The 10169-nt window shown below is 42.6% G+C and carries 8 protein-coding genes; 7 read left to right on the top strand and 1 reads right to left on the bottom strand.

Features of this window, described 5'->3' with window-relative positions; genetic code table 11:
- Positions 1-97 precede the first annotated feature (97 nt).
- The gene (locus JX312_RS04295; protein WP_123406591.1) at positions 98-703 is read right to left on the bottom strand and encodes a C40 family peptidase; all 606 of its coding nucleotides are present in this window, start codon (positions 701-703) and stop codon (positions 98-100) included.
- A 378-nt stretch (positions 704-1081) separates the two neighbouring features.
- On the opposite strand from JX312_RS04295, the gene JX312_RS04290 reads away from it, so the two are divergent.
- The 7 genes from JX312_RS04290 to JX312_RS04260 form a co-directional block, all read left to right on the top strand.
- Positions 1082-2461, top strand: coding sequence for an alpha-amylase family glycosyl hydrolase (locus tag JX312_RS04290; RefSeq protein WP_204457172.1), 1380 nt, complete (start codon positions 1082-1084; stop codon positions 2459-2461).
- A 165-nt stretch (positions 2462-2626) separates the two neighbouring features.
- Positions 2627-2899: a co-chaperone GroES gene (gene groES, locus JX312_RS04285; protein WP_123406587.1), complete on the top strand. Its 273-nt coding sequence runs from the start codon at positions 2627-2629 to the stop codon at positions 2897-2899.
- A 22-nt stretch (positions 2900-2921) separates the two neighbouring features.
- Complete coding sequence (gene groL, locus JX312_RS04280; protein WP_123406584.1) at positions 2922-4559, top strand: chaperonin GroEL; 1638 nt, start codon at positions 2922-2924, stop codon at positions 4557-4559.
- An 83-nt stretch (positions 4560-4642) separates the two neighbouring features.
- On the top strand, positions 4643-6631 hold the full coding sequence (locus JX312_RS04275) for an ABC-F family ATP-binding cassette domain-containing protein (RefSeq protein WP_204457171.1): 1989 nt from the start codon (positions 4643-4645) through the stop codon (positions 6629-6631).
- A 26-nt stretch (positions 6632-6657) separates the two neighbouring features.
- On the top strand, positions 6658-8688 hold the full coding sequence (locus JX312_RS04270) for a M13 family metallopeptidase (RefSeq protein ID WP_239653803.1): 2031 nt from the start codon (positions 6658-6660) through the stop codon (positions 8686-8688).
- A 17-nt stretch (positions 8689-8705) separates the two neighbouring features.
- A complete protein-coding gene (locus JX312_RS04265) occupies positions 8706-9449 on the top strand; it encodes a shikimate dehydrogenase (protein ID WP_123406580.1) in 744 nt (247 codons plus the stop codon).
- Positions 9450-9619: 170 nt separating this feature from the next.
- On the top strand, positions 9620-10169 hold a 550-nt coding region (locus tag JX312_RS04260), incomplete at its 3' end, for a hypothetical protein (RefSeq protein ID WP_204457170.1).

The following is a 10169-nucleotide window of genomic DNA, read 5'->3' as shown; positions in this document are numbered from 1 at the left end:
GTCTTTAGGAATCTCTTTCCCTCTTTGACGTTGCAAAATTACAACAATATTTTTAATTGACCAAATTTTTCAGCAACTTTTTTTAAAAAAAATTCAATTATTCTGTGATTATGCGGCGTGCACCAACATATCTGCCAAGGTAATATCCCTCAAAATCACTAACTTTGACTCCTTTCACACTCGCATGAATGAATTTGAAATCTCCTGATTCATTGTCTGCACTCACTACAATACCGACATGACCTACATTTTTTCCGCTGCGCCTGCTTGTAAAAAAAACCAGGTCTCCCTTGCGAAGATCATTGCGTTCCACATTTGTACCTTCTGTATATTGTGCGCGTGAAGACGGACTGATCGTATAACCGAACTGACGATATACGTAACTTGTAAATCCGGAACAGTCGAACGCCTTGGGCCCTTTTGCCCCATGAACGTATGGACGACCTATATATCTGTGAGCCTCGCTAAGAAGATCAGAAATCATTTTTGTAGATTCCTCAGATATGGTATGCTCTTCTTTCTTTGCGATATTCTCCCTTAGCATGTTTGTGATAACATTCTTGTCCATGCGGGATTTTGCGTTCGCGAGTTGTTCGCTGTGGATTTTATTATGTGCTGATAACGCTTTCTTTGATGTCTGGGGAACTGCGGTAAATCCACATGTCAATATAAGCGCTGATATTACGATTCTCTTAATTTTCATGATTTAAGATATACGTATCTGGATTGTGTATGCTCCGGATACTGCAGGTTCTGTTGTTATTAATGCCCTAATAGGATTTAGGATTTGTCTATATAAGATACAAATCTTTTGCAAAATTAAATTAATTTTGCAACAAATCAAAATTTTAAATAATTGTGTCTCACAATTTAAATAATATTAGTATTCAGCACAATTATAGGATTAGTGTGCATATATTTGTTTTATAGCGATTATTTTGCTAAATTCGCTTATCACAATAATAAACNTACAGGCAATTATATTGACTGCATGTTAAAGCTTAACTTTAAATTCTTATTATTAATGTACTCAAAATCAGTCTTAGTAACATTTGCCTTATTGGGCGTGACTTCTTATGGCATGTCAAAAGACAGGATGACTGTCAATCCTGATGCTGTAAATACAGGTACAATCCTTCATGCCTGGAGTTGGAATTTTCCTGAAATAGCAAAAAACATGAAGGATATTGCCGCTTCAGGCTTCACCATGGTGCAGACATCTCCTGTCCAGCACTGCTATCAACCGGAAGGAAGCGGTAAGAAAATTTTCGATGACAATGTCACCGAAGGGAATTGGTATTATTATTATCAGCCTACAGACTGGAAGGTGGGTAACAATATAGTTGGAACTCGCGAACAGATGATTCAGATGATGGACTCTGCTGCCAAATACAATGTCAAGATTATCGTGGACGTGCTTCCAAATCACACTGCATTCGATATAGATGCAGTGAGTGATGATTTCTACAAGGCTGTGGGAGGTCGTGAAAAAATGTTTCATTCCAATGGACTGACTCCTATTAATAATTATAGCGACCGTGATCAATGTACATTGTGGGCTATGGGAGGATTGCCTGATGTAAATACAGAGAACCCCGACTTTCAGAAATATTATCTCGAATTCGTAAATGATCTGCTTGGACTTGGAGTGAGAGGATTTAGATATGACACTGCGAAGCATATCGGCGTTCATTCAGATCCGGTGGATAGTGCGTCAGGTGTTAAAGAAAATGATTTTTGGGACGTAGTCACGGGGAGAAAGAGTGTGAAGGGTGTTGCTCTCTCAATGCCATATGATTCACTTTTTGTGTATGGAGAAGTGTTGCAGGACAAGGGTGTGCCTGAGGCTGAATATGCCGACTATATGGGGCAGACAGCATCCGGTTATGGGCATGTCATCAGAGAGATGCTTGAGAAGCATTCTGCAAAGAATCTTGATGTGATAAGTTATCATCATCAGGGAGCGCCGGAGTATCTGACAACATGGGTGGAAAGTCATGACACGTATGCAAATGCACATGAATCCGCGCATCTCACCGATTCCCAGATCAGGCAAGGATGGGTATACCTTACTGCACGTCAGAACGGCACTCCCCTATTCTTCAGCCGCCCGGCAGGATCAACCCGTCAGAATTACTGGGGAAACAACGTGCTTGGTGCGCGAGGTAATGATGAGTTCAAGCATCCGGAGGTGGTCGCGGTCAATAAATTCCGCGCAGCAATGTCCGGTCAGAAAGAGAAAGTTGACATTTCAAATAACGGACAGGTACTTGTTGTAAGCCGTGGCAAAAAAGGTGCGGTTATTGTCAATATCGGCACATTGTCAAATGAGGTGGATTTGCCGACAACTCTTGCGGACGGCACATATAAAGATGCGGTCTATGGCAAAGAATTCAAGGTGAGAAAAGGACGGTTGCACGGTCTTGCCGGTCCCGAAAGGTCTTACATATTACAGAAATAGATGTATGTGGCAGGTTTAAAAGGGTTCGTTTTGGCGAACCCTTTTGTTTTATGTCGCGTTATATTATATGGTGCGTGGAATTGATCATAGACGCACTTGGCACGGTATTTGTAACATAGGTATACAGAATATATTATTATAATAACCTTTATAAAGATATTAATTATGAGTATCAGACCATTGGCGGATCGCGTTCTTATTGAACCCACAGCCGCTGAAGAAGTTACCATGGGCGGAATCATAATCCCCGATTCCGCAAAAGAAAAACCTCTCAAAGGAAAAGTTCTGGCAGTCGGAAATGGCACAAAAGATGAGCCGATGCAGCTTAAGGCAGGTGATACTGTGCTTTATGGCAAATATGCAGGAACGGAAATCGAATTTGAGGGTATCAAATATCTTATGATGCGTCAGAACGATGTTCTGGCTGTTATTGAATAAACGAATTATAAAACAACCAGTCATGGCAAAAGAAATTAAATTCAACATAAAGGCTCGCGAGGAGCTTAAGAACGGCGTCGATGCTCTTGCAGACGCTGTAAAGGTAACACTCGGTCCGAAAGGACGCAACGTAATCATAGAGAAGAAGTTCGGCGCTCCACATATTACAAAGGACGGTGTGACTGTAGCGCGTGAAATTGAACTTGAAGATCCTTTCCAGAATATGGGTGCACAGCTTGTTAAGGAAGTAGCGTCCAAGACTGGTGATCAGGCTGGAGACGGAACAACAACAGCTACTGTTCTTGCTCAAGCGATTGTCAATGTAGGTCTTAAGAATGTGGCTGCCGGAGCCAATCCTATGGATCTCAAACGAGGAATCGACAAGGCTGTTTCGGTAGTAGTGGAAGGCATCAAAGCTCAGAGCCAGGAAGTTGATGACGATATCAGCAAGATTGAGAATGTCGCACGCATTTCTGCAAACAACGATGAAGAAATAGGTCGTCTGATTGCTGAGGCAATGCAGAAAGTCAAAAAAGAGGGAGTGATAACGGTTGAAGAGGCAAAAGGTACTGAGACCACAGTCGATGTGGTTGAGGGAATGCAGTTTGACCGCGGTTATATCTCTCCTTATTTTGTTACAAACAGCGAGAAGATGGAATGCGAGATGGATTCTCCTTATATCCTTCTTTACGACAAGAAAATTTCTAATCTTAAAGACATGCTTCCTATTCTTGAAGCTGTGGCGCAATCCGGTCGTCCTCTTCTTATAATTGCGGAGGATGTGGATAACGAAGCACTTGCAACTCTTGTTGTGAACCGTCTTCGCGGCTCTCTCAAGATATGTGCGGTCAAAGCTCCCGGCTTTGGAGACAGAAGAAAAGAAATGCTTGAGGATATCGCCGTATTGACAGGCGGTACTGTAATAAGCGAGGTCAAGGGTATGCAGCTTTCACAGGCTGGGGTCAATGATCTCGGCACTGCAGAAAAAGTCACCATAAACAAAGACAACACAATCATTGTCAACGGAGCCGGTTCCAAAGACGCAATTTCCGGACGCGTCAACCAGATAAAGGCACAGATCGAGACTACCACATCAAACTATGACAAGGAGAAACTTCAGGAACGTCTTGCAAAACTTGCCGGTGGTGTTGCAGTCCTTTATATAGGTGCTCCATCTGAAGTAGAGATGAAAGAGAAAAAAGACAGGGTTGACGATGCCCTTTCAGCCACACGTGCAGCAATAGCAGAGGGTATTGTACCTGGCGGTGGTGTTGCATATATCCGTTGTCTCAATGCTCTTGACCAGCTCAAAGGCGCGAACGATGATGAAAACACAGGAATAGCCATTATCCGCCGTGCAATTGAAGAACCTATGCGCCAGATAATGAATAACGCAGGCGTAGAGGGTGCTGTGATTCTCCAGAAAGTAAAGGATGGAGAAGGCGACTTTGGATATAACGCCCGCACTGATACATTTGAGAATTTCTTCTCTACCGGTGTCATTGATCCAGCCAAGGTGACCCGTGTAGCTCTTGAAAACGCATCAAGCATTGCAGGAATGTTCCTTACAACCGAATGTGTTATTGCAGACAAGAAAGAAGAGACTCCCGCAGCTCCGATGGCTGCTCCCGGAATGGGAGGCATGGGTGGAATGATGTAATTCAACCCCAGATAAATTTAAAAGCAGGTGATTTCGTCATCTGCTTTTTTTTGTTTAATTTTGTAATTCAACATTAGATAGCGATGATATCAATAAATAATCTCAGTGTTGAATTCTCAGCACGTCCCCTTTTCACGGATATTAGTTTTGTAATCAACAAGACCGACAAAATTGCGTTGGTAGGTAAAAACGGTGCGGGCAAATCCACACTTCTCAAGATTCTTGCCGGTCTGCAGACGCCTTCATCCGGCAACGTATCCAAGCCGAATGAGATAACGATCGGATATCTTCCGCAGCAGATGAAGCTTTCTGATTCCACCACCCTTATGGATGAGACAAAGAAAGCATTTTCTGACCTTATTGATATTAGAAGAGAGATTGAAGACATCAACCGCCAGCTTCTTGAAAGAAACGATTATGAATCAGAAGACTACGGCAAACTTCTCATACGTCTTGAATTTCTTAATGAGCGTGTCGCCATAGAAGGTGCAGACAATATGGATGCCGAGATAGAGAAAACGCTTACCGGTCTCGGATTTGTCAAGGATGATTTCAGCAGACCGACATCTGAGTTCTCCGGAGGATGGAGAATGAGGATCGAGCTGGCTAAAATTCTTTTGAGACGCCCGGATGTACTGCTTCTTGACGAGCCGACAAACCATCTCGACATAGAATCCATACAGTGGCTCGAACAATTCATGCAGACAAAAGCGAAGGCTGTTGTTCTTGTCAGCCATGACAGAGCGTTTTTGGATAATGTCACCAAAAGGACAATCGAGATCTCATGTGGCAAGGCATACGACTATAAAGTAAGTTACACTAAGTTTGTGGAACTTCGCAAAGAGAGAGTTGAGCAGCAATTGCGTGCATATGAGAACCAGCAGAAACAGATAGCTGATATAAAGGATTTCATAGAACGTTTCCGTTACAAGGCTACAAAAGCTGTTCAGGTGCAAAGCAGAATAAAGCAGCTTGAAAAGATAGTTCCTATCGAAGTCGATGAAATCGACAATTCCCATCTGAGACTGAAATTCCCGCCAGCATTCCGTTCCGGTGATTATCCTCTTATACTTGAAGATGTCGGTAAGGCTTATGGCGAGCATCAGGTCTTTGACCATGCGGAATTTACTGTGAGGCGTGGCGAGAAAGTCGCATTTGTAGGTAAAAACGGTGAAGGTAAATCCACGCTTGTAAAATGTATAATGGGTGAAATATCATTTACCGGAACTCTTAAAATCGGACATAACGTCAAAATAGGATATTTTGCCCAGAATCAGGCACAACTTCTGGATGAGAATCTTACTGTGTTCGAGACCATAGATAATGTGGCAATAGGAGACATACGCACAAAAATCAGGGATATTCTCGGAGCCTTCATGTTCGGCGGAGAGGATATTGACAAGAAAGTCAAAGTGCTCTCGGGAGGTGAGAAAACTCGTCTTGCCATGATCAAGCTTTTGCTTGAACCTGTTAATCTCCTTATACTTGATGAGCCTACCAATCATCTCGACATGAAGACAAAAGATATTCTTAAGGAGGCTATACGGGATTTTGACGGAACGGTTATTATTGTAAGTCACGACCGTTATTTTCTTGATGGTCTTGTAGAGAAAGTCTATGAATTCGGAGGAGGTCGTGTCCGGGAGAATCTCGGAGGAATTTATGATTTCCTTAAAAAGAAAAACATCGAGCACCTGTCTGAACTTGAGCTTTCGAAGTCATCTGCAGAGAAAGTCAAAAAGGTCGAGTCTACAGCCGCCAGCCATGACAAGCAGACTGAGGGAAGCCAGTCGCAAAAAGAAAGCAGCCAAGACCGTAAACTCAGTTACGCTGAACAGAAAGAGCGAGCACGCATGCTTTCAAAAGCTGAGAAAGCCGTAAAGAAAGCTGAGGATGACATAGCCGCTTTGGAAATATGTCAGAAAGAACTTGAAGATAGAATTGCAGCCGGAGACGCTTCTGCTGAAACTCTTGATGCATATACAAAAGCCGGGAAAGAGATTGAGAATGCCATGTCTGTCTGGGAACTTGCACAGATGGATCTTGAAGAAATAAGAAAAAAATATGAATAATCATGGAATATATATACGATTACAATATGAATATTAGAAAATTTTTAATGTGTGCCATGGCGGGAGCTCCTTTGCTTTCGTTTGCGGCAGTGCCATCGAAACACGGCATTGAAAAAGCCAATCTTGATTCCGATGTTGATCCGAAACAGGATTTTTATATGTATGCCTGCGGCGGGTGGAAAAAGAATAATCCTTTGGGAGCTGAGTTTTCCCGTTTTGGAACATTTGACCAGCTGCGGGAAAATGCAAGAAATCAATTGAAGGAGCTGATCCTTAATCTATCGGATAATCCTCAGTCTAAAATCAAAGGTACAAATGCCCAGAAAGTCAGTGATCTCTATGCCCTTGGCATGAACAGTGCAAGATTAAACCGAGAAGGTGCCGCACCGCTGATGCCTATGCTTGATAAAATAAACTCCATGAAACCGGAAGAATTCACCTCTACACTTGCCTGGCTTCATAACGGACTTGGTGGAAGTTTTTTTGGAACCGGTGTGGGAGCTGATGCAAAAAATGCTGACATGAACATCATGCATATCGGCGAACCCGGTCTGGGATTGGGCGACAGAGACTATTATCTTGAGCAGAATGAAACAAATGGAAAGATAATGGCGGCATATGAGAGATACATCAAGCGTATGATGGAGCTTATCGGATACGATAAGAAGGAGCAGCAGCGCGTGTGGGATAATGTTATCTCAATTGAGACAGAGATAGCAAGAAACAAGAAGACACGCGAAGAGCGGCGGAATCCTCAACTCCGTTATAATATGATGACTATGGACGAGATTTTAAAATCTTATCCGAATATCGACTGGAAAGCCTATTTTTCCGCGCTTGGACTTCCAGAAGTGGATAAGGCAAATGTCTCTTCAGTAAAATATATGGAATTTATAAACGAATATCTTCCCAAACTGAACCAACAACAGATAAAGGACCTGATGACAGTGGATCTCGTCACATCCTCGTCAAATCTTCTAAGCGATGATTTTCAGGAAGCGAATTTTGAGATGTTTGACCGCACAATGTCCGGCATAGAACAGATGGAGCCCCGCTGGAAGCGTGTAATGACAATTCCAAACTCTATGTTCGGCGAAGCTGTAGGCGAATTATATGTGGCAAAATATTTTCCTGAGGAAAACAAGACATATATGAAACAGCTTGTTGAGAACCTGCGCAAGGCACTCGGCAAGCATATAGACAATCTAAGCTGGATGTCGGAGACAACCAAGGCAAAGGCAAGAGAGAAGCTTGCCACATTTACCGTAAAGATAGGTTATCCTGACAAATGGAAGGACTATTCCGGAATACAGATCGATCCTTCAAAGAGTTATCTGGAGAATGTAAGTGAAGCTTCCAAATGGTATTCTCAGGATAATTATCAGAAGCTTGGCAAACCTGTTGACAAGGATGAATGGCATATGACACCCCAGACTGTGAATGCATATTACAATCCCACAACCAATGAAATCTGTTTCCCTGCCGGCATTCTTCAGGTGCCATATTTCGACCTTACCGCAGATGATGCGCAGAATTATGGAGCCATAGGTGTTGTAATCGGACATGAAATGACGCACGGCTTTGACGATTCCGGCCGCCAGTTTGACAAGGATGGGAATATGGCGGACTGGTGGCAGCCTGAGGATACCGAGAAGTTCACGGCTCTTGCCGACAGGCTTGTCGCTCAGTTCGATGCTGTTGAAGTTGCTCCCGGAGTTAACGCAAACGGACGTTTCACACTTGGCGAGAATATCGCTGACCAGGGTGGTCTGCGTGTAGCTCTTACCGCCTATCTTGATTCTATGAAAGGAAAGGAGCTTAACGATATTGACGGACTCTCTCCTGCGCAGCGTTTTTATCTGGCGTATGCCAATGTCTGGGCAAATAATATCCGCGATGAGGAAATTTTGTCACGTACGAAGACTGATCCGCATTCGCTGGGTGAAAACAGGGTAAATGTTACCCTGCGTAATCTTGAGCCGTTCTTTGAGGCTTTTGGGATAAAAGAGGGTGACAAAATGTTCCGCCCTGTTTCCGAACGTGTAGTAATCTGGTAAATCTTTTTAATCCAGACATGTACGGATTGACAGGATATCCTTTATGCCATTCATTTTCTGAAAAATATTTTTCAGAAAAATTTGAAAGAGAGAATATCGGAGAGTGTTATCGTCTTTTTCCCCTAACGGATTTGCAGAGTTTAGATGTTTTACTGACAAAGAATGCGGATCTCAGAGGACTTAATGTGACAATTCCGTATAAAAAAGATATTATAAAATATCTTGACGCTCTCTCGGTTGATGCGGAGAGAATAGGAGCTGTGAATGTTGTAAAGATTCACAGAAACCCAGACTTGGAGAAACCGGTTCTGATTGGTTATAATACCGATTGGAAGGGTTTCTCCCTTTCTCTTTCTCCATTGTTGAGCGGAAATGAAAAAAGTGCCCTCGTGCTTGGCACAGGTGGAGCTTCGGCGGCTGTAATATTTGCTCTGAAAGAATTGGGAATAAAGCCTGTAATGGTGTCAAGACACATGCGCGAAGGTGTAATTACATATGCGGATATTAATGGAAAGATTCTGTCGGAGAATCTATTGATAATTAATACCACTCCATTGGGAATGTTTCCAGATATCGATACTGCCCCCCCTCTGCCCTATCATCTTTTATCATCTTCGCATATATGCTATGACCTTGTTTACAATCCTGCCGAGACTGAGTTTATGAAACGATGCCGACAGATGGGCGCTATTGTGAAGAATGGGCTTGAAATGCTCCATATACAGGCTGAATTGTCATGGGAAATCTGGAACGAGTCTTAGGCTCAAACACTCTTGCAGTTCCGGCAATTGCGGTTGCGTCGGGAATATTTTTTTCCACGGAATCACCGAACGCCTCTTTGTGTGGTTTTATTTTGATTATTTTTGCGCTTCTGTTTTATATTTTTCATATCTGCTATATAAAGGATGCAGTCACGTCATGGCGATTAAGAATGTTTCATTATCTGTGGCTCACAATTGCATATGTCGGAGGGGGCATGTTGCTGGCTGATATGAACAGGTATGAGCATATTGATACCGGAGCTGATATCAGGAAAGACGTTTCGATATGCGGAGAGGTTAAAGATGTAAGGGAAACGACATCAGGTGATGTTCTGACTGTTCAAGTAAGAGATATTATCGGAGGTAAAGGAATTCATCAGAATTTCAATAATCTTAAACTTCTCGTAAAGTGTGGTAATGCTGATTCAAGAGCCATTTCCGGAGATATTGTGGTCTTCAAGGCTAATATAGAAGATATTAAAGACAATCCCAACTCCTTTTTTGCCGGCTATAAAGATATAATGGCGTCAAAAGGAGTATTTTATATATGTAGTCTTGACAACGGAAAAATAAATGTGATTGATCATCATAAGTCGGCTATGGCTTTTTCTCGGGAAATAAGAAACCGTCTCGAATGTTTTATCGAAAATACATCTCTTGCAAAGAAAACGCAAAATTTTATTATTACGGTGTTGCTGGGAGACAGGGCTTATATTGATT

The sequence above is a fragment of the Barnesiella sp. CU968 genome (assembly GCF_905219685.1).
GTDB lineage: Bacteria > Bacteroidota > Bacteroidia > Bacteroidales > Muribaculaceae > Lepagella > Lepagella muris_A.
Note: the sequence above shows the minus strand (reverse complement) of the source record. Positions and strands in the feature narration are given on the sequence as shown.